The sequence below is a fragment of the Gluconobacter sp. Dm-44 genome (assembly GCF_018256175.1).
GTDB classification, from domain to species: domain Bacteria; phylum Pseudomonadota; class Alphaproteobacteria; order Acetobacterales; family Acetobacteraceae; genus Gluconobacter; species Gluconobacter cadivus.
On the sequence record NZ_JAERLZ010000001.1, the window covers coordinates 425,082 to 446,032 of the forward strand.

15 protein-coding genes and 1 tRNA gene are annotated in these 20,951 nt (G+C 58.7%); 5 read left to right on the plus strand and 11 right to left on the minus strand.

Going from position 1 to position 20,951, the window contains the following annotated elements:
- Positions 1 to 28 precede the first annotated feature (28 nt).
- Complete coding sequence (locus JK213_RS01960) at positions 29 to 529, plus strand: hypothetical protein (protein WP_194261627.1); 501 nt, start codon at positions 29 to 31, stop codon at positions 527 to 529.
- A 25-nt stretch (positions 530 to 554) separates the two neighbouring features.
- Here JK213_RS01960 and JK213_RS01965 read toward each other — a convergent pair whose 3' ends face one another.
- From JK213_RS01965 to JK213_RS01975, 3 genes are all read right to left on the minus strand, one after another.
- Positions 555 to 1,322, minus strand: coding sequence for a sulfite exporter TauE/SafE family protein (locus JK213_RS01965; RefSeq protein ID WP_194261628.1), 768 nt, complete (start codon positions 1,320 to 1,322; stop codon positions 555 to 557).
- Between the two features lie 167 nt (positions 1,323 to 1,489).
- Positions 1,490 to 3,061, minus strand: coding sequence for a 2-isopropylmalate synthase (locus tag JK213_RS01970; protein WP_194261629.1), 1,572 nt, complete (start codon positions 3,059 to 3,061; stop codon positions 1,490 to 1,492).
- A 209-nt stretch (positions 3,062 to 3,270) separates the two neighbouring features.
- Positions 3,271 to 4,098 carry an N-acetylmuramoyl-L-alanine amidase gene (locus tag JK213_RS01975; protein ID WP_194261630.1) on the minus strand — a complete coding sequence of 276 codons (828 nt, stop codon included), beginning with the start codon at positions 4,096 to 4,098 and terminating at the stop codon, positions 3,271 to 3,273.
- Positions 4,099 to 4,666: 568 nt separating this feature from the next.
- Here JK213_RS01975 and JK213_RS01980 point away from each other — a divergent pair.
- Positions 4,667 to 7,507, plus strand: coding sequence for an Rne/Rng family ribonuclease (locus JK213_RS01980; RefSeq protein WP_194261631.1), 2,841 nt, complete (start codon positions 4,667 to 4,669; stop codon positions 7,505 to 7,507).
- A 91-nt stretch (positions 7,508 to 7,598) separates the two neighbouring features.
- On the opposite strand, the gene JK213_RS01985 is transcribed toward JK213_RS01980, so the two are convergent.
- Positions 7,599 to 7,958, minus strand: coding sequence for a hypothetical protein (locus JK213_RS01985; RefSeq protein WP_211571260.1), 360 nt, complete (start codon positions 7,956 to 7,958; stop codon positions 7,599 to 7,601).
- 36 nt (positions 7,959 to 7,994) lie between these two features.
- Positions 7,995 to 9,548 carry an exodeoxyribonuclease VII large subunit gene (gene xseA / locus JK213_RS01990; RefSeq protein WP_194261633.1) on the minus strand — a complete coding sequence of 518 codons (1,554 nt, stop codon included), beginning with the start codon at positions 9,546 to 9,548 and terminating at the stop codon, positions 7,995 to 7,997.
- Positions 9,549 to 9,614: 66 nt separating this feature from the next.
- Between xseA and purD the strand changes: the two genes are divergently transcribed.
- Entirely contained in the window at positions 9,615 to 10,844 is a 1,230-nt protein-coding gene (purD, locus tag JK213_RS01995) for a phosphoribosylamine--glycine ligase (protein WP_194261634.1), read from the plus strand.
- A gap of 10 nt (positions 10,845 to 10,854) precedes the next feature.
- On the opposite strand, the gene JK213_RS02000 is transcribed toward purD, so the two are convergent.
- From JK213_RS02000 to polA, 4 genes are read right to left on the minus strand one after another with little or no spacing between them, the layout of a single operon-like run.
- Positions 10,855 to 11,529 (minus strand): hypothetical protein, encoded by a 675-nt coding sequence (locus JK213_RS02000; RefSeq protein ID WP_194261635.1) that lies wholly within the window; start codon positions 11,527 to 11,529, stop codon positions 10,855 to 10,857.
- Positions 11,530 to 11,544: 15 nt separating this feature from the next.
- On the minus strand, positions 11,545 to 13,203 hold the full coding sequence (locus JK213_RS02005; RefSeq protein ID WP_194261636.1) for an ABC transporter substrate-binding protein: 1,659 nt from the start codon (positions 13,201 to 13,203) through the stop codon (positions 11,545 to 11,547).
- Entirely contained in the window at positions 13,204 to 13,812 is a 609-nt protein-coding gene (locus JK213_RS02010) for an SCO family protein (RefSeq protein ID WP_194261637.1), read from the minus strand. It abuts the gene before it with no gap.
- Between the two features lie 13 nt (positions 13,813 to 13,825).
- Complete coding sequence (gene polA, locus JK213_RS02015; RefSeq protein ID WP_194261638.1) at positions 13,826 to 16,660, minus strand: DNA polymerase I; 2,835 nt, start codon at positions 16,658 to 16,660, stop codon at positions 13,826 to 13,828.
- Between the two features lie 50 nt (positions 16,661 to 16,710).
- Between polA and JK213_RS02020 the strand changes: the two genes are divergently transcribed.
- A complete protein-coding gene (locus JK213_RS02020) occupies positions 16,711 to 17,736 on the plus strand; it encodes an alpha/beta hydrolase (RefSeq protein WP_194261639.1) in 1,026 nt (341 codons plus the stop codon).
- A gap of 86 nt (positions 17,737 to 17,822) precedes the next feature.
- Positions 17,823 to 17,899, plus strand: a tRNA-Arg gene (locus JK213_RS02025).
- Between the two features lie 103 nt (positions 17,900 to 18,002).
- Here JK213_RS02025 and JK213_RS02030 read toward each other — a convergent pair.
- Both JK213_RS02030 and ade read right to left on the minus strand, forming a co-directional pair.
- On the minus strand, positions 18,003 to 19,031 hold the full coding sequence (locus JK213_RS02030) for a glycosyltransferase (RefSeq protein WP_322783034.1): 1,029 nt from the start codon (positions 19,029 to 19,031) through the stop codon (positions 18,003 to 18,005).
- Between the two features lie 170 nt (positions 19,032 to 19,201).
- A complete protein-coding gene (ade, locus tag JK213_RS02035; RefSeq protein WP_194261931.1) occupies positions 19,202 to 20,899 on the minus strand; it encodes an adenine deaminase in 1,698 nt (565 codons plus the stop codon).
- Positions 20,900 to 20,951: the final 52 nt, after the last annotated feature.

Sequence of the window (20,951 nt, forward strand, 5' to 3'; positions counted from 1 at the left end):
CCGTGAGAGACGATCAAGGATTCGGACTATGAGGACCGCTTTTTCCCATACTGGCCTGCGCTGCACGGCGTTGGTCGGAGCATTTGCCACGATCATGGCTCTGGGTGGATGTGAAGGGAATTACAACCCTGGCTCCCGCGCACTGGGAGGCGGCCTTCTGGGCGGCGGAACAGGTGCTGCGATCGGCGCGCTGGCAGGCGGCGGTCGTGGCGCGGCGATCGGTGCTCTGGCGGGCGGCGTTCTGGGAGCCGGCGCAGGGGCGATCACCACACCCAACCGCCCCAGTTCCCAAAGCGGCTATGGCCAGCAGCAGGGCTATTACAACAATCAGCAGGGCGCTTACCCGCAACAGCAGGGTCAGTATATGCAGCCGCAGTACCAGTGTCCGCCGAACACGAACTGTCAGCAGCCGCAATATCCCAATGGCTACCCAAACAACACTTATCCGCCCAATAGCGGATATTCACAGCAGGGTGGCTATCAGCAGCAACCCCCGGCTCAGAGCTATCCGGGCAATTACGGCTACTGAGCCGTAACACCCCGCCCCATCTGCCTCAGATCATTCTCAGGCCGATAATAGCCAGAAGGATGCCCAGAAACCATCTCTGTGCATCCTCTGGCAGCCGTCCTGCCAGAAGCGTTCCCAACAGAATGCCAGGAATGGACCCCATCAGCAGTTCTACAAGCACGACGGAATCGACCGCGCCCTGAAGCCAGTGTCCGCCACCGGCCAGAAGCGCCAGCGGGACGGCATGGGCGATATCCGTCGCCACCAGTTCGCGCGTACTGACACGTGGATAAAGCACCGTCAGCGCGGCCATGCCGATTGCCCCAGCCCCGACAGATGACAGCGTGACCAGCGTTCCGAGAACGACACCCAGAACGACCGTCAGCACATCCACCGTCTGCGGACGCAGCGTACCGGCATTGGCAGACCATTTCTGAAGCCACGGCTTGAACAGGATGGCAGGTACCGTCAGCAGAAGTGCGATGCCCAGCACTTCGGTGATGAGTTTCGAGATGAACGGGCTCGGACCAAAGTGACGCAGGAAAATCAGGCACAGCAAACCGGCCGGAAGACTTCCAGCCATCTGAAGAAAAACGATCCTCCGGCGTACAACACCGTGATGGCGATTGAGTGCCGTCCCGAAGATCTTGGTAATAGCGGCATAAAGCAGATCAGTGCCGACCGCCGATTGCGGTTTAACGCCGAAAAGCAGGATCAGCAGCGGGGTCATCAGGGAGCCACCGCCCACGCCGGTCATTCCAACCAGAAAGCCTACCAGCAGTCCTGAAAGCGTATAGAGCCATGAATGCGGCATGAGGGTTCCTTGTCCGGCCAGATAAGAAAACCATACCGATCGTATTATGTTTGTCCACTGCTTATATAAACTATTTTGTATAGTCGATATAGCCATTGGACAAGAAAAACGGGCATGCAGAGATCCTCTGCATGCCCGCTGACTGAAGGAGAACCGTTCCGGGTGGATCAGGACAGAGCTTCCGGCTCCCTACGCTCGCGCTTGGTCAGGAGCTTGTTCAGTGCATGAATATAAGCACGGACAGCGGACACCACCGTATCGGCATCAGCACCCTGCCCGTCCACAAGCTTGCCGTTTTCCTGCAAACGCACGGTCGTACGCGCCTGCGCATCCGTGCCTTCCGTGACGTTGGCTACCGAGAACAGCGCCAGTTCGGCTGTGTGCGGGAACGCTTCACCAATGGCGCGGAAAGCGGCATCGACCGGGCCGTTACCACTGACCGCAGCGTACTGAATGGCGCCGTCCACGCTGATTTCGAGCTTGGCCTGAGACTTCTGCTTCGTCCCGGAAGCCAGTTCCAGCGAGATCAGATGGACCCTCTCATGATCGCGGCTCTCGTCATCGACAAGGGCGCGGATATCATCGTCGAACACGACTTTCTTGCTGTCAGCCAGATCCTTGAAACGTGCAAAAGCAGCGTTCAGAGCCTCGTCTTCCAGCGGTGGGTAGCCGAGCTGTGCCAGCTTGTCGCGGAACGCCGCGCGGCCGGAATGCTTACCCATGACCAGCGATGTCTTGTTCCAGCCCACGCTCTCCGGCGTCATGATTTCGTAGGTCGCAGCATTCTTCAGGATCCCGTCCTGATGGATACCGCTTTCATGCGCAAATGCATTGCGCCCGACGATTGCCTTGTTCGGCTGCACGTCAAAGCCCGTGATCGTCGCCAGCATACGCGACATGCCCAGCAGCTTCGTCGTCTCGATGCCGGTCACCTTACCGTACTGGTCGTGACGGGTCCGCAGGGCCATGACGATTTCTTCAAGCGCGGCATTGCCTGCACGTTCGCCGATGCCGTTGATCGTGCATTCGATCTGACGCGCCCCACCCTCGACGGATGCCAGAGTGTTGGCGACGCCGAGACCCAGATCGTTGTGGTTATGTGCGGAGAAAATCACCTGATCCGCACCTGGAACGCGCTCGCGCAGCATGGTGAAGATCGCGCGCATTTCTTCCGGCGTAGCAAAACCGACCGTATCGGGGATGTTGATCGTGTTCGCGCCATTGCGGATCGCCATTTCGACGCAGCGACACAGGAAGTCGGGATCGGTCCGCGAGCCGTCCTCGGCCGACCATTCCACGTCATCCGTGTACTGCCGGGCCTTCTGGTTGCCGGACGCGATGATATCCAGAACCGTTTCCGGTTCCATCCGCAGCTTGTACTTCATGTGCAGCGGAGACGTGGAAATGAAGTTGTGGATGCGCGGACGCTCGGCCTTCTTCAGGGCCTCGCCACAGGATTCGATATCCCGCTTGCCACCACTGCGGGCCAGACCGCAGATCACCGAACCACGAACGTCCTCGGCAATCCGACGCACGCTCTCGAAATCGCCTTCGGACGCCACAGGGAACCCGGCTTCAATCACATCCACACCCAGAGCGCTCAACGCATGGGCCATGCGGAGCTTCTCTTCGAGGTTCATCGAAAAGCCGGGGGACTGTTCGCCGTCGCGCAGCGTGGTGTCGAAAATGATGACGCGGTCGTCGGCGATGGTGCCGAAGGACGGGTGATGGAAAGTCATGATTGTGATCGTCTCGTCTGGTTCAGGGTGGCTTTCGGTCTGTTATCCCCTGAACGCAACGGAGCGCTGTCCGCCTAGAATAAGGCGTTCAGGGGCCGATAAGTCGAAGCGAGAGGATCGAAAGAAACGTCATGGGTGCGTTAAATGACCGATTCTTGCGCCATGCGCAACCCGCATGATCATAAAGTCTCCCCCGCGCACAAAGCGGGTCAGCCGGTCATGACACCGGCGCGCGTTGCAAAATAACGGTCTATGGCGGTTTTCATGGCACTGGCGACCTGTGTGCGGTGCACCGCCTGACGTAGGGCGGCTTCATCAAGCCGGTTCGACATGAAGCCCATCTCGACCAATACCGACGGAATTTCGGAAGATTTCAAAACCACGAACGCCGCATGACGTGATGGATGGGTCAGCAGTCCGATCCTGTTCCGGAACGAATTGACTACACTGGCCGCCATATGAGCCGACCCCCGACGCGTTTCTTCCGAAACGAGGCTCGCGAGGATCTGCTGCACATCGGGCGACATTCCATGAAAGGCCGGTCCGGCAAAGCGGTCGGCACTGTTCTCAGTCTTTGCAAGGGATGCTGTCTGCGCGTCCGACGCCCCGCCTGAAAGTGTGTAAACACTCGCGCCCCGCACATCCCTGTCATGCAGGGCATCGGCATGCATGGAAATAAAGAGATGCGCCTGATGCTGTTGTGCCAGTTCGACACGTCCTTCAAGCGGAATGAACCGGTCTTCGGAACGGGTCATGGCAACACGGTATTGACCCGAAGCCAGAAGCTGGCGGCTCAGTTCGGACGCTGCGGCTTCGGCGATATGCTTTTCATAGGTACCTGAAACCCCGATGGCGCCAGGGTCCTTGCCGCCATGTCCCGGGTCCAGCATCACAAGAGGTTTCAGAGGCAGCGCACCACGATGCACGGCGGGAGCGTGCAGCTTTGCGTGAACCGGGTGACGTCCGAAGGCTGTCAGAGGCGTCAGCAGAGACACTCCCGAAAGACCGCCGAAAGCCAATATGCGTCGCGTCAGCATCCCTTGTTTCCCGGTTACAGCGGTGAATGACGAAACCACCATACAGCACGAAACCCTGTCAGGAACATGGCAGAAGGCTTCGGCCGACAGCGCCCCACGCAGAAATGAAAAATGCTGCATCTACCCCGGACTTGCCACAGACAGCAGTTTCGGTCATCCTACACGACAGGGACCTGTAAAGCGCGGTCCGACCGGATACGGGCCTTAACCTTTCCCGTGCCGCTCCCGCCTTTTCCTGTCTCCGCCACGACGTCCCGTCGTTTGACAGATGCGCGACTAGCCTTCCGCACCCTGTCCTGACCGGATCGAACTGGTGATATGTCACTCCGGTACAGGCCAGACGCCCGTCCGGATCAGGTTTTTCATCCGGCTCCGGAGTTCCGGACCGGCCGTCTGTTCAGGGGACGAATGTCACTCAACGTGCTCGCAGCCAACAACCTCAGTGAAACGGGACCCAACATGTCCCGTCGCTGTGCGTTCGGACTGCGCCGTTCCCCCCACCCCACACAATCTGACGTTCCCCCCGGCCCAGGCAGCCATTGCGGAGCGTCGTGGAGTTCAGTGTTCCATGACCAAGCGTATGCTCATCGACACCACGCACGCGGAAGAAACGCGTGTTGTGGTCATGGATGGTGACCGCGTCGAAGATTACGACGTCGAGACATCGACCAAGAAGCAGCTCAAGGGCAATATCTATCTTGCCAAGGTCATTCGCGTAGAGCCGAGCCTTCAGGCCGCTTTCGTCGAATATGGCGGCAACCGCCACGGCTTCCTCGCCTTCAGCGAAATCCACCCGGACTATTTCCAGATTCCTGTCGCAGATCGCGAAAAGCTCATCGCGCTCCAGGAAGAGGAAATTGCCGAACGCGGTGATGCCGAAGATGCGGCCGACAACGAAACGGTTTCCGAAGACGCTTCCGAAAGCGAAGACGGTGACAACCACGACCGTCGTGCCCCCGAAACTGTTGGTGGCGAGCATGATACGGGCGAGGAAAGCGCATCATCACGTCGCACGGCCCGCTTCCTGCGCAACTACAAGATTCAGGAAGTCATCCGCCGCCGTCAGGTGCTGCTGGTGCAGGTCGTCAAGGAAGAGCGCGGCAACAAGGGCGCGGCCCTGACCACCTACATCTCCCTTGCCGGTCGCTATTGTGTCCTGATGCCAAACGCCCTGCGTGGCGGTGGCGTCTCGCGTAAAATCACCTCCGATGCTGACCGCCGCCGTCTGCGCGACGTGATTGCAGAACTGGACCTGCCGAAGTCCATGGCGATGATCGTCCGCACGGCTGGTGCCGGACGCTCGGCACAGGAAGTAACGCGCGACTGCGAATATCTGCTTCAGCTCTGGGACGACATCCGCTCCCACGCCCTGTCTTCGGTCGCGCCGACGCTGGTTTATGAGGAAGCAAGCCTCATCAAGCGCGTGATCCGCGATCTGTTTTCCAAGGACATCGAAGACATCCTCGTGGATGGCGAAGCCGCCTGGAAGAGCGCACGTGAGTTCATGCGCCTGCTGATGCCGAGCAACGCCAACAAGGTGAAGCTGTGGCAGAACCGCGGCCAGAGCCTGTTTGCGCGCTATAATGTCGAACACCATCTGGACGCGATGTTCTCGCCGACCGCTCGCCTGCCTTCGGGCGGCTATCTGGTCATCAACCAGACCGAAGCACTCGTCGCCATCGACGTGAACTCCGGCAAGTCCACGTCGCAGCGCAACATCGAGGAAACGGCCCTGCGCACGAACCTCGAAGCAGCCGAGGAAGTGGGGCGCCAGCTCCGTCTGCGCGATCTGGCTGGTCTGGTCGTGATCGACTTCATTGACATGGAAAGCCGCCGCCACAACGCACAGGTGGAAAAGCGCCTCAAGGAAGCGCTGCGCTCCGACCGTGCGCGCATTCAGGTCGGGCATATTTCCCATTTCGGTCTGCTGGAAATGTCCCGCCAGCGCCTGCGCCCGTCCATCGCAGAATCCGTCCTCACGCCCTGCCCGCATTGTCAGGGCACCGGCTTCATCCGTGGGACGGAAAGCTCGGCCCTGCACGTTCTGCGCGCCATTGACGAAGAAGGCGCACGCCAGCGTTCAGCCGAAATCGAAGTTTATGTCGGCTCCGAGATCGCGCTTTATATTCTCAACCACAAGCGCTCGTGGCTCGCGGATATCGAACGCCATCATCGCATGCAGGTCATCTTCCGTACGGAAGAAAACCTTGCAGCGGCAGATATGCGGATCGAACGTCTGAAAGCCCAGATCCCGGCTCCGGCACAGGCCCGTGCTCCGGAACGGACGGAACGCACTATGGAGCGTGCGCCAGAAAGCGTCCGCACGATCGAGATCATCGAAGAACAGGCTCCGGTCGCCCCGCGGACGGAGACCCCGGTCGTCGATGCGGAAATCATCGAGGATGTTGTGCCGTCGGAAGGTCACGAAGACAGCAACGATGGCCGTCGCCGCCGTCGCCGTCGCCGTCGTGGCGGTCGTCGCGAGCATAACGGAGACGTCGCAGCGGACGCACCGCAGGACCACATCGTCCATGCGCCCGAAGAGCGTGAGACCCCGGTTGCGGACAGTGCCGACGAAAACGGCATCATTCCGGGCCGCCGTCGCACCCGTTTCAAGCGCGTCGTCAGGGAGACCGAAGGCTCCGAAGCACCACACGCAGAGCCGGTAGCCGAAGCCCGCGACGTGGCACCCCGGCGTCCTGCTCCCGCAGCGCGCCCTGCCGCACCGGCGCCCGTCGCCCGCAACCCGCGCCGCTGGGAAGAACGCGAAGAGCGTCCCGTCCAGCATCGCTATACGGGCCCTACGCCTGCCGATCCGTTCGGCGGCAGCTTCGACATCTTCGACGTGATCGAACAGGCGGAATTTGAAGGGACGACACAAGCCCTTCAGACCGGGATCAGCATCCCTGCGGATGTTGTGATCGAGCACACCCCGGCTGTCGAAACGGTCGTTGTCGTGGAAGAGCCCGCAGTCGAAGCTCCAGTAGCGGAAGCTCCAGCAACGGAAGAGGCTGCGAAGCCCCGCCGTGGTCGCGGACGTCGCCCGGCCCGTGCCAAGGCGGTGGATGCCGCTCCCGCCGAGACGGTTGCGGAAGCCCCTGCGGCGGACGTCGCTCCGGCTGTGGAAGAATCCGCAACCGAAGAGGCTCCCAAGCCCCGTCGAACCCGGGCCCGTCGGGCTCCGAAGACTGTTGCCGCTGAAGCCCCGGCCGAACCCGCTGCGGAAATCGTGGCAGCTCCGGTAGAAGTCGCAGCGGAAGAGCCTGCCAAGCCGAAGCGTGGCCGGACCCGTCGCACGCCGAAGGCCGCCGCTGTTGAGACGCCTGCCGAGGATGGAAACATCCTTCAGCCGGTAAATATTGACGAAGTCGCTCCGGCGAAGCGTCGTGCGGGATGGTGGAAGCGCTGATCCGTCAGCACTTTCCACACCTATAAAAAAGGCCGGTCAGGAAATCCTGACCGGCCTTTTTCTTTGAAACTGAATGAAGCGGTGACCTGCTTCAGCGGCAGACGCTCTGCGCCCCGGTTGCCGCGATATAGGTGCCGGTCAGCGGCTGGAAACAGGCATTGCGCGGACAGGAACTCGTGCTGGCCAGACTTTGCGGATACAGCGCCGCACCAGCCTGTGCCTGTTCCTGAAGCGCTGATCCGCAGAGCGGTGTGTTCAGCGGCGCGGAAGGATCATTGAACAGATTCTTCTTGCCGTCTTCAGGCGCTTCTTCCGCCAGACCCGGCGCAAAATCCTGTGGCGGGATCCGGGCCTGCGTCGTAGCGGCGGCAGGGCGCGCGGGGGCCGTGGGCTGCTCGGCGCAGGCTGCAAGCAGTGGCAGGGCAACGAGACTCAACCAGAACGAACGCATGCAGACTCCGGATCGCATATCAGATGGATGAATAAATCAAAGCCCAAGATCGCCCTGCGGCGACAGACTGTCCAGTCTTGCGCCACGATCTCCATCCACGAAAGACAGAACGACGCGATCGGCAACAGGTCGGGCTTCCGCACTCGTAACAGGCTGTCCGTTCATATCCTGCACGAGCACATAACCGCGACTGAGAATGGCGCGGGGCGAGACGGCTTCTAGATGGCTACCCACCCCCTGAAGGCGGGCCTGCTGAAGACGGATGGCGCTTCTGAGAACGTCCGGCGACAGGCGCTGACGTTCGGTGCGCAAATGGAAGGTCTGGAGCGACCGCTGCCATGAGGCGTCCAGACCGCCGGACACCATCTGCAAGGCGGCACGACGGCGTTCGATCAGTAACTCGGGGTTCGGCAGATGGGTAGCGGAGGCGTTCAGGCGAGCTCTCGCACGACTGACGAGAAGTTCTGGCGCGGGCAAACGCAGGGCCTGCAGACGCGCTTGGCTGCGCCCGATCAGAAGCTCCGGCGACGGCAGATGCATCCCCGGCGCATCAAGCCGATGCCGGACGCGCATGACGAAGGACGGTAGCGCCAGATCGAGCCGCTGACCCCGATCCTCCAGACGCATCCGGGCGGAATCCAGCAGTCCCGGCAGGTCGGGCAGACGGGCGGCGGCCTGATCCAGCCGCGCACGGGCCGTCTGAATGATACGGGTCAGCGCACCTATCAGACGCGCATTCCGGTGCGCCATGTCCGCGACCATTTCCGAGCGCAGCGGCACGGCCATTTCGGCGGCGGCGGTCGGGGTGGGCGCACGACGGTCTGAGACGAGATCGATCAGGGTCGTGTCGGTCTCATGCCCGACTGCGGAAATGACCGGAACCGGACAGGCCGCGACGGCGCGAAGGACGCGCTCGTCGTTGAACGCCATCAGGTCTTCAAGAGAGCCACCGCCGCGCGCAACGATCAGCACATCCGGCGTGCGCGGACGGCGGACGGACATGCCCTCGATGGCGGCGGCAATCTGGGCCGCCGCGCCTTCGCCCTGCACCGGAACCGGCCAAAGCAGAACATCGCGTGGAAAGCGGCGGCTGATCGTGGTGATGATATCGTGCAGAACCGCACCGGAGCGCGATGTAATGACGCCAACGAGAGACGGCAGAAAAGGTATGGCCTTCTTGCGCTCGGGGTCGAACAGACCTTCTTCAAGCAGTTTGCGGCGCAGGCGCTCGATATTTGCGAGCAAAGCCCCCTCGCCTGCAAACTCCATGCGGTCGATGACCAGCTGATAGCTGGAGCGCTCGCCATAAGCCGAGACGCGTCCGGTCGCGATGACCTCGTTGCCGTTCTCGGGCGCCATGCCGAGGCGCGAGACGCTCCCGCGCCAGATCACACCCGCGATCTTGCCGCCTTCATCTTTAAGCGACAGGTAGATATGCCCGGACGGATAGCGTTTGAGTTCCGTGATCTCGCCGCGCACACGGACACGTCCGAATCCGCTCTCCAGAGTGCGTTTGATCGCCCCCGAAATCTCGGAAACCGAATATTGCGGTACATTCCCGCGGATCGACGCGCCATCACTCTCCATCATGGCGCCAGTCTATGCTACGCACGCCCTCAAACGAAGCCCATGAGTGCAGAATAAAGGATAAGCGGAATGCGCGTTTTGCTGGTCGGTTCCGGAGGGCGTGAACATGCCCTGGCTACATGTCTTGCGCGCTCGCCGAGCCTGACTGCTCTTTATGCGGCGCCGGGCAATCCCGGAATGGCGTCCGTTGCAACGCTCGTTCCGCTGAAAGCCGACGATGTTCTAGGTCTGGTCCGGTTCGCACAGGAGCAGAAGATCGACCTGATCGTCCCCGGCCCGGAAGCGCCACTGGTGGCCGGGCTGGCAGACGCCTGTGCCGAAGCGGGCATTCCATGCGCCGGCCCGACGAAAGCTGCGGCCCTGCTGGAGGGCAGCAAGGCGTTTACGAAAGACGTGGCCGATGCGGCCGGCATTCCGACCGCGCGCTGGGAGCGCTTTGAAGACGAGGCTCCGGCCATCGAATTCGTGCGTCGTCGGGGCGCGCCTATCGTCATCAAGGCGGACGGTCTGGCCGGGGGCAAGGGCGTCGTGGTGGCACAGAGCGTGGATGAGGCTGAAGACGCCATCCGCAGGCTCGGTATGCCGCTCGTGATCGAGGAGTGCCTGGTGGGCGAGGAAGTCTCGCTTTTTGCTTTCTGCTCGGACGACAAGGCCGTTCTGATCGGTGCGGCCCGCGATCACAAACGCCTCGGAGATGGCGATACCGGCCCGAACACCGGCGGCATGGGGGCGATTTCGCCTCCTCCGGCTTTCGGACGCGAGATGCAGGAAAAGGCGCTCGACATCATGGTGCGCCCGATGCTGGCCGAGATGGTCCGTCGTGGTACGCCATTCCGGGGCGTGATCTTTGCCGGGTTGATGCTGACGACCGAAGGGCCAAAGCTGATCGAATATAACGTCCGTTTTGGAGACCCCGAAGCACAGGCCCTGCTGATCCGCCTGCAATCAGACCTGCTGCCAATCCTTGCCGCACTGGCACAGGGCAATCTGGAACATGCCGCCGCCGAGTTCTCGGACGAGCATTCGATCTCGCTGGTTCTGGCCGCCAACGGCTATCCGGACGCCCCGAAAAAGGGTGGCCGCATCAGCGGCATCGAACGTGCCGATGCCGTTCCGGGCGTTTCGGTTTTCCATGCTGGGACGAAGCTGGCAGATGGCGTTCTGGTCGCGGATGGCGGCCGTGTCCTGACGGTCTGCGCCAAGGCGGCAACGCCGGAAGAGGCCCGCAAGCTGGCCTATGAAGGGGCGTCCGCAATCCAGTGGGAAGACAAGATTTTCCGTAACGATATCGGGTTGTAATTTTTACAACTCAGGACGAAACAGAGCTAATAGTATTTTTCTTTATTTCTATTGCTAAATTCAGAAGATCTATCGCTCTGTTAATCCCTTTTTCTCTCCGAAAAACAAAAATATCCAAAATAGAAAAAATAGCTCTAAATACAAAGAATAGAGTCAATATCACAATTAAGTATTTCGGATAATTATTTAATACCAATATGCCAACAATAATAGCTGCGGAAATTGGCAATAACCCAATTTTTCGGCTATCCCCAATAAACAGATTATTTGTATTTTGACGGAAAGTCATTTCACGATTGCATACGTTCAGTGCCAGACGAAGAGCATCAGAATCGTACCTTAGAAGCCTATTTACATAAGCAACATCCTCAATACCATAAACACTGATATCAGAACAAAAATTAGGAATATAATTCTTAATTCTTTTTCTCTGAACATTAATAAACCAAAAAATTTCATAAATAATCATCATTAATGAAATTAAACTAAGAGGATAAACAACACAAAAAAGGATAAAATTTGTTTTCGATACATAGAAATAGTATGAAATTGACATTAAAATCATTGAAATTATTAATATATGTTCAAATAAATAGAATAAAATCACCTCAATATTTTTTAATTTTATTCTATAAGATATTTCTCTTGCTATTTTCAAAATATCATTTATGTCATTTTCTTTCATGCTTCCCTCTTGATTTTATTTAACCCAGACATGGGAAAACAGCATGTGGTTCAGAAGGGTCGAATAATAATTCCCCAGCCGTTTTGAAACAAAATCGACTGTCTTCATCTGGATCATCGGAGCACCGGGCATCTGCTGCATGATGGCATGGCCTGCGTCCTGCCAGATCGGCGCAGCTTCTGACGGGTCTATCTGGGCTTTTGCCTGATCGAACAAAGACTGGATGTGCGGGTCGCAGAAGCCCGTGACATTCGGGGAGACGGCTGAATTGGGATGGTAATTGTCACAGCCGAACAGGTCGTCGAGGAAGGTTGAGGCGGAAGGATAGTCCGCGAACCAGTAGGCCAGCGCGATCTGGACGTGGTTGGCGGTATTCTGTTCGTAGGATTCCGCAAGGCCCGCCGTGATGGGGCGAAGCTGCGCGTTCAGGCCTACTGCCTGCAAGGCATTGCGCAGATAGGTGCCCATACCCAGTTCCATGGCACGGTTAGGCACCACCAATGTGACCGAAGCCCCCTCCGCCCCCGCTTCACGGATCAGACTGCGCGCGCGCTCCACATCCTGCGGACAGTCCAGTCCCAGATCCGCGCCGGGAATACCGTGCGGCACCATCTGACACAGGGGAACGGAAATCGCGCTGCCCCCGAACAGGATCGTCATCGCGTGGCGATTGACAGCCATGCTGACGGCCTGACGCACCCGCATATCGGTGAACGGTTTTTCGTGCGTGTTCATCGCCAGATAATACAGGCCCAGCAATGGCTCGATATGAACCTGAGCCGTGTATTTCGCGCCGAGTTCGCCCAGTCGGTCTCCGGGCTTGGCGTCCAGCATCCAGTCATACCGGCCCTGCTCGACCGCCGTGACCTGTGCTTCATCCGACAGGCCGAAATCATATTCGATACGATCCACAAATCCGTCCGTCTGGGCCTGCGGATTCCAGACGTGGAAATACGGATTGCGCTCCAGAACCATGCCATGTCCGGGATCGTACTGCGTGATGCGATATGGTCCGGTTCCGGGAATGGTTGTGCCGCCCATATCATGAGCTGGAGTTGTGGCGGGCAGAATCACGGCATGAGGGAAGGCCAGTTTGTAGAGAAATTCGCCGTCCGGTTTCGTCAGGTGAAAGACGATTTCGCCAGTCTTCGGATGTCCTTCGACGCCGGGAAGCGTGCAGCGGTCAGGCTTTGCCAGACAGTCCGTGGCCCCCTCGATACCGCCATAGAAAGATCCCGCCGTCGGGCCTCCGGCACGATAGATCCGGCGGAAAGACGCCACCACGTCTTCCACACGCACGGGAGATCCGTCGGAAAAATGCAGGCCGGAGCGGAGATGCAACCGCCATGTCAGGCCATCGGGGCTGATGACCGGCATGGCATCGGCAAGGTCCGGCACCACCTCCAGGCCCGCCGTTCCGCGCGCCAGACGAAACGTCAGGAGCGGATCGTACATGTTGAGGAACACCTGCATGTACTGCGTGCCGTAATTGATCTGCGGGTCCAGCGTACCGCCCGGACCATCAGCCGTCAGATGTAGTGTGCCGCCACGATGGGGGCTGCCGAGCGTGATGCCGTTCCAGTCCGGCGGGGTCTCGTCCTGTGCACGGGCCTGAAAAGCCCCCAGCCCCAGAAACAGACCAGCCGCAAGAAGCGTAGCCCCCCGCCGTATCATTCAGCGCTTCACAAGTTCACGCAGACGCGCGATCAGCGCATCCGCGTTGCCATCTGCCGGGATTGTTCCGGCATAGCGGGCGTTCGGGTCCATGATGACGATCTGTGGCGCAGGAACGAAATGGTCTCCCTCCTTCTGGAGCGGCGCATGATATTCTTCCGTCATGGCCTTGATCATGTTCGGAGTGCCGGTGAAAGGCATGACATGGGGGGCGACGGGCAGAACGTATTCCCGAAGCGGGTCGGCCTCGTCGAACGGATTGAGGGAGACCGCAAGCGGCGAGACACGGATGCCGTCTTTGCGGAGCGCTACCAGAGCCTGCTCCATGCTCTTTAGGACCGGCTGACACTTATCTTCGGGGCAGTTGGCATCGAAGAACCAGACCAGCATCCAGGTATTGTGGAAATCGCCTTCGGTGACGGTACTTTCACCCAGCGAGTCCAGACGGAAACTGCCGCCGACCTCATTGCCGTTGGATTGGACCAGAAGGCCCGGCCCACCATTGGACGCAAAGTGGAAGCCGACATATCCCAGAACGGCCGCCACGGCGAGAACGCCCCAGATGATGCGATTGCCGACCCGCTTGCGGCGTTCGTGATTGGTCTGCATGACCTTCCTGTCTTTAATGTGCGTCAGCCCAGCTTGGGCCGATACCGGTTTCGACTTCAAGGGCCACGTCGAGTGTGGCGGCCCCTTCCATTTCCGTGCGGACGAACGCCGCCAGTGCCTTCGCGTCCCGCTCCTCGACTTCGAAGAGCAGTTCATCGTGCACCTGAAGCACCATTTTCGCCTTCAGGCCCGTTTCGGGCAGGCGTCGCGCCAGATGGACCATGGCGCGCTTGATGATATCCGCAGCACCGCCCTGAAGCGGAGCGTTGATGGCCTGACGTTCCGCATAGGCGCGACGGGCACCATTCTTTTCGGCGATGCCCGGCACATAGCAGCGGCGCCCGAACGGCGTGGTGACATAGCCGTCCTTCTTCGCCTCTTCCTTGGTCCGTTCCATATAGGCGCGGATGCCGGGATAGCGGGCAAAATAGGCGTCGATATAGGACCGCGCTTCGCCCGGCGAAATCTGGAGCTGCTGCGCAAGACCGAAGGCCGAGATACCGTAAATAATGCCGAAATTGATGGCCTTGGCCCGGCGACGGGTCAGCGGGTCCATGCCCTCAATCGGAATACCGAACACTTCAGACGCTGTGCGGGCATGAATATCCTGCCCCAGACGGAACGCTTCGAGCAGCGGCTCAATCTGTGCGACATGAGCCAGAAGGCGCAGTTCGATCTGGCTGTAATCCGCCGAGAGCAGAACACAGCCGGGAGCGGCGACGAATGCCTTGCGGATGCGTGCGCCTTCTTCGGTACGGATGGGGATATTCTGAAGGTTCGGCTCGTTGGACGACAGACGGCCCGTCGTGGTGATGGCCATCTGGAAGGACGTGTGAACCCGCTGCGTGTCCTGATCCATCTGCTGGACCAGCGCATCGGCATAGGTCGATTTCAGCTTGGCCAACTGGCGCCAGTCTAGAATTTTCCGCGGCAGGTCATGCCCCTGCTCAGCCAGCGCCTCCAGAACGCCGGAATCCGTGCCCCAGCTTCCACTTTTCGTCCGCTTGCCGCCGGGCAGCCCCATTTCGTCGAACAGGATTTCGCCAAGCTGTTTGGGAGAGCCGACATTGAAGCTCCGCCCCACTTGTTCATGGATGTCCTGCTCGATGGTGCCCATGCGCTCGGCGAAATCTACGGACATGCGGCGCAGTTCGGTGGCGTCGACCTTGATGCCGACATCTTCCATATCCGTCAGGATCTGGATCAGCGGACGTTCGATTTCTTCATACAGCGCCAGTGCCTGACGGGTCCGCAACTGCGGGCGCAGCACCTGCCACAGACGCAGCGTCACGTCCGCATCCTCGGCAGCATAGGCCGTCGCTGCCTCGATCGCGACATGTGCAAACGGAATACGCTTGCGGCCCGTTCCCGTCACGGAATCATAAGTGACGGGCGTATGCCCCAGATGCAGTTCGGAAAGCTCGTCCATCCCCTGCCCGTGCTCACCTGCGGACTGGGCGTAGGAAACCAACATCGTGTCGTCGATCGGCGTGATCCCAGGAATGCCCGCACCACGAAAGACGGTCAGATCGTATTTCGCGTTCTGAAATACCTTGAGGACAGACGCATCCTGCAAAAGAGGCTTCAGACGCTCGAGTGCCTCGGTACGGTCCAGCTGGCGGAAGGCCGCTTCCCCGGTCGAATCTTCTTCCAGAAGGTCGCGGACGGTTTCGTGCAGGAACGGCACATAACAGGCCTTCCCCGGCGCAACTGACAATGACAGCCCGACCATATTGGCCTGACGCGCATTGAGACTGTCCGTTTCGGTATCGACAGCCACCACACCTGCGGTTCGGGCCTCTGCGATCCAGCGATCCAGCGTCTCCAGATCCGTCACGGTTTCGTAAGGGCCATAAGGCGCGTCGGGGATCGCGACAGCCGCAGCGTCTTCCCGTTCCGCGGCCTTGTCCTCGGGCCGGACGATCTGGCGCGTGAAAGGGCGCGGCTTTGCGGCCAGACCAAGCCCCATACGCTGGATGGTGGAATGGAAACCCATTTCCTCCAGCCAGTCCCGCAGGGTCTCGCGCACTGGCTCTCGGCATCCCAGTTCGCTGATTGGCTGCGGCATCGGCGCATTGTCGTCCAGCAGCACCAGCTTGCGGGACATGCGCGCGGCCTCGGCATGTTCGATCAGGTTGTCGCGCCGCTTGGACGCCTTCATGCCCGGCGCGGCAGCAAGGATCTGCTCCAGCGTGCCGTATTCGTTGACGAGTTGCGCCGCACCCTTCGGGCCAATTCCGGGAACGCCGGGCACGTTGTCCGTCGAATCTCCCATCAGCGCCTGAACGTCTACAACCTGATCGGGACGCACGCCGAATTTGGCTTCGACCTCAGCATCGCGGATCGGCTTCTGCTTCATCGGGTCCATCAGCTCAACGCCGGGACGCACAAGCTGCATCAGGTCTTTGTCGGACGAAATAATGGTGCAGCACCCGCCCTCCTCCACGACCGCTTTCGCATAGGCGGCAAGCAGATCATCCGCCTCCCAGCCCTCAAGCTCGATCGACGGCACGTTGAAGGCGGCCGTGGCATCGCGGATCAGACCGAACTGCGGGCGCAGATCTTCCGGTGCTTCCGGCCGATGCGCCTTGTATTGCGGATAAATCTCGTTACGGAACGTCACGCGGCCAGCGTCGAAAATCACGGCCAGATGCGTGCCCACATGATCCCGCAACAGGCGCGTCAGCATGTTCGTAAAGCCATAAACCGCATTGACCGGCACGCCCTGCGGGCTGCTCATCGGCGGCAGGGCGTGGAAGGCGCGGAAGATGAAACCAGATCCGTCGATCAGGACCAGATGGGGCTTTCCCGAATCAGGCTTTTCCAGATCAGGTTTTTCTAACGGCACGAATGTCTCCCTTCTCGCCCCGAAGGAGCGGACGTTCTAAAATCCGCGCGATGATAGGCCCATTCCTTTCCGTTTCAAACCGCCTCACACGTCTTTCCTACGGGCTGATTAGCCTTCTGGCGTTACAGGCGTGCACAACGCCGCATATGCCCGACCTGCATCCGACGACGCGGGAAACGGCCCTGATCCCCCCAACACTGATGCTCGACATGTCGGACGGCGCCCGTGTTCCGCTGCGTCTTTATCCCGCCACCACATCAGAGCCACATGGCATCATCCTCGCACTGCACGGATATGGCGACAGCCGGGACGCCTGGGAATTCGCGGCGCCAACCTTCACCTCCGCAGGCTTTACACTCGCCGCCCCGGACATCCGCGGCTTCGGACAGACCCCGAACCGGGGCGGATGGAGCAGTACGGCGAGACTGGTGCAGGACGCCCGCGAGCAGGTGCTCTGGCTGCACGCCCGTTATCCGCACGTCCCGATTCACGTCATGGGAGAAAGCATGGGGGGTGCCATCGCCCTCCTGCTGGCGACCACCGACACGCCGCAGATCAGCAGTACAATTCTGCTTGCCCCAGCGGCCCTGAATATCGGCCAACCTTGGGAAGCAGTTCTTGGCGGGATGGATTTTCTTGCCCCACACTGGAAACTGGACGGCTCGGCAGTGCCGGGTCATCGCGTCGCCAGTGACAATATTCAGGCGCTGCGCCGGATGTATTTCGATCCCCTCACCCTGCATAGTTCGACGATTCATCCGCTTTATGGCCTGACATTGTTAATGCACAGCGCCTACGAAGCGGCTCCAAAAACACGGACCCCGCTGCTCATCATTTTTGGAGGCCGGGACCAGTTCGTCCTGCCGCCCTTTACGGCACGACTTCTTCGCAGATTGCCTGCTGGTACTCGACTGGACGAACTGCCGGGCGCGCATCATCTTCTCAGCCGTGATCGCAGAGGGGCTGCACAGGATGCCGTGTCATGGCTGACCGAACCGGAGCATTTTCTGCCCTCCGGCGGTGATATCGCCGCTGCCGCATGGCAGGCCACGGCCCAGACACAGAGTTTTCCATGATCACCACCCGATCACAGGTCTGAACAACAGAACTTTAAAAAAGAGGGCTGGCAATCTTCCGCCGAAGCAGTTATCTGAACCCACATGGACCTGTAGCTCAGCTGGATAGAGCGTTGCCCTCCGAAGGCAAAGGTCACGCGTTCGAATCGCGTCAGGTCCACCATGCTCCCCAGATTTTGAGATGCTCAAGGTTTTTTGGTTAACCTCAGTTCCTGCTGAAAGGGGAGCCAGGACGTTATTGCGCGCCCCGACCCTCAAAGCGACCTTCAGATAAAAAATCGCGTTGTTTTTAGATAGCTCAGGAGTTTGCGACGTCGCAGGATAACACGCCAGGGTGTCAGGATACGGGTTAGAAGCCACATTCTGTTCGCGTGACGGTCTATTTTGTTCAGACCGGATTGTCCTGACGAATGAAAGTATTCTCTGAGCGAATAGAAAGCCTCCAACTGCGGGAACTGTCTTAAAAGTTCAGCATAGGATGCCATAAAACGTCCCCGCCAAGGACGTGCTTTTGAAAACCATGGCTTTTCAGCACCTGTAAAATGAATTATCGACGGCTTAACAATGTTCAGGAGGTTGTTTTCGACGAACATTGTCGTAAAATTATATTTGGGTGACATGGGCAATCTTCTGCCGATGCAGACAGCGTTCAAAGCACTCTGATCGTGAAACATACAGTCTTCGGAATGTTTTACAAAATAATCGAATGCTTCTTTGCAAATATTGATCCATGTCTCACGCGTTGCAGCCAAGACACCTGAGTTAAAATAACCTTCCTCATGCGAAATCTCCAGTTTTTTGAGGTATTCGCGTGTTTTCTCTCCAGATTTGTCATGCTCCTTTGCTTTAAGGAACTGTCGGTCAATAACACCGAGTATCTTACCGTTCGGAATATCAGCATTTGCCAAATCGAAAATCGATCCAACAACCTGAACATCTCCATCAATATAGAGGATGTTTTCATATTTGGAATCTATGTAAGATCCAGTAAAGAAACGGCCCAGAGCTGAAATGGAAATATGTGTTTTTCTGAACGAAAGCGTTTCCTGTTCACTCAATACTTTATCAAGATCAAGCCTAATTGTCGTAATGCCGTGAGTTGTGACGAGATCGGTGATCGTCCGAAAATCCGTATCATCAAGATCTGTCGTGAACAGGAATAGATCCGCGACACTCATCGTATCTTTCTGGCGACTGATCTGAAGCATCGCGAGGATGCTGGGCATCAGAAAATTTCTATCCGCAACAAAGATAATTGCAGTTTTTTGGCCCAAAACAGGATCCTCTCTCGTCACAACAGCGTCAGAATTTCTATTGAGGATGCCATATTATTTTATAACTGTTTAGTTAATATTTTCCCCAACATTGACCTCTGCGACGCTTCGCTAGGCTTTATAGAAATAATCTTCAGAACAATGAATTACAGGCATAGTATTCGCGGCTGCCCCTCGGACAGCCATTGAGATCAAACCAGAATCATGGTCCGGACGTCGATCATTCCGAAATCCGTGATCTTGAGGTGGGGAATGACGGGAAGCGGCAGAAACGCCAGTTGTAGAAACGGCTCTTCCAGAACCACGCCCATCTCTTTCGCGGCCTGTCGCAACACGATCAGATCATCACGCACCTGTTCATAAGGTGCATCGCTCATCAACCCCGCGACGGGGAGACGCAGCTCCGCAAGCACCTGTCCATCACGGACGGCCACGAAACCGCCGCCGGTCTTCTCCAGATGGTTCACCGCGCAGGCCATATCGGCGTCACTGGTTCCGACAACACAGATATTATGGCTGTCGTGACCGACGGATGAGGCCAGTGCGCCGCTTCTGAGACCAAAACCGCGGACAAAGCCCCGTCCGATATTGTCGTTATGTCCATGTCGCGCCACGACGCAGACCTTTGCGATATCCTGCTCAGGATCCGGCAGGACGACGCCATCGTCTTCCAAGAGATCAAGACGCAGGAATTCGGTGATGATCTGTCCCGGAATGATCCCCATGACCGGACGATCTGTTCTGCTGCCTTCAATCCGCATATCCCGCGCGCTCACCGGGCTTGGCAGTTGCACACTGTCCAACCCAACGGGCGCTACGATTTCGCGCCCTGCAAACAACGCGTCATTCACCAGACGACCGGCGGAAATGACATCCGACACCTGACAACGTTCTAGATCGTCGAGCAGGACGATATCCGCGCGCTTGCCGGGCGCGATCTGCCCGCGATCTTTCAGACCAAAGGCGGTGGCGGCCGAGAGCGAAGCCGCGCGGTATGCAGCCAGAGGCTCCACGCCCAGTTCAATCGCCCGACGAATGAGAAAATCCAGATGGCCTTCATGGGCAATTTCAAGCGGATTCCGGTCATCCGTGCAGAACGCAAAAAACGGCGATGTGGCGACGTTTAGTAGCGGAACCAGTGCTTCCAGATCCTTGCAGACAGAGCCTTCGCGGATCAGGACTGTCATCCCTTTCCGGACTTTTTCCAGCGCTTCTTCGGCTGCCGTCGCCTCATGATCGGTCGAAATCCCGGCGGACAGATAGCCATTGAGGGCCTTGCCGCGCATGAGGGGCGCATGACCGTCAATATGGCTGTCTGCAAAGGCCGCGAGCTTGTCCATGCAGCCCGGATCGCCGTTCAGAACGCCTGGGATATTCATGAATTCGGCCAGACCGATCACTTTCGGATGGTCCCGATAGGGCAGCAGATCATCGACATTCAGAACCGCTCCCGACGTCTCCATAGCCGTTGCCGGTACGCAGCTTGAGAGATTGACCCGCAAATCCATGATGGTCCGCTCGGCGGCCGCCAGAAAATAATCGAATGCAACGCGGCCCAGCACATTGGCCATTTCGTGCGGATCGCAGATAGCGGTCGTTACGCCATGCGGCAGAACACAGCGGTCGAACTCGAACGGCGTGACCAGCGAGGATTCAACATGCAGATGCGTGTCGATGAAGCCCGGCACGGCAATCCGGCCTACACCGTCAATCGTCTGCACACCGTCATAGTCACCATAAGTCCCGACGATCCGGTCGCCACAGATGGCGATATCGGTGGGAACAAGATCACCCGTAACCAGATCGAACAGCCGGACATTGCGGATGACCAGATCGGCGGGTTCGCGTCCCTGCCCCTGGGCCACCCGGCGCATGATGGTTTTCTGCATGTCTGAAATCCTCCGTCCGTCAGCAATTCATGCTTATACCGCACGAAGGAGG